At 56.9% G+C, this 269-nt stretch carries 2 pseudogenes; both read right to left on the bottom strand.

From position 1 onward, the window contains the following. Positions 1 to 159 (bottom strand): annotated as a pseudogene (locus SB756_RS30570) (SAM-dependent methyltransferase); the annotation flags it as partial. Positions 160 to 198: 39 nt separating this feature from the next. Further along, a pseudogene (locus SB756_RS30565) lies at positions 199 to 269 on the bottom strand (ABC transporter permease); the annotation flags it as partial.

The following is a 269-nucleotide window of genomic DNA, read 5'->3' as shown; positions in this document are numbered from 1 at the left end:
GGTAAACGGCGCTGTGCCCTGGAGATGCCGCAGCAAGGCATCGATGTTCTGGCTCACATCGTGATCGCGGGTGCCTTCACGGAAGTCTTCCGCCACCTTGTTGTAGTGGCCGAGTGTGGTGGAGGTAATCTGATCGAGGTCGTCGGGCTTGAGGATCATGACAGGCAATACCGAATGCTGGGATACGCCGACTATACCTCACCGTTTGTTGAGTACCCGCGCCAGACGATCTCCACCCAATTGAATCACTGCCACCAGCACCACAAGCA

Source organism: Pseudomonas sp. SIMBA_068 (assembly GCF_046534705.1).
GTDB classification, from domain to species: domain Bacteria; phylum Pseudomonadota; class Gammaproteobacteria; order Pseudomonadales; family Pseudomonadaceae; genus Aquipseudomonas; species Aquipseudomonas putida.
The sequence above is the reverse complement of the archived record's forward strand: the minus strand, read 5'-3'. Positions and strand labels throughout refer to the sequence as shown.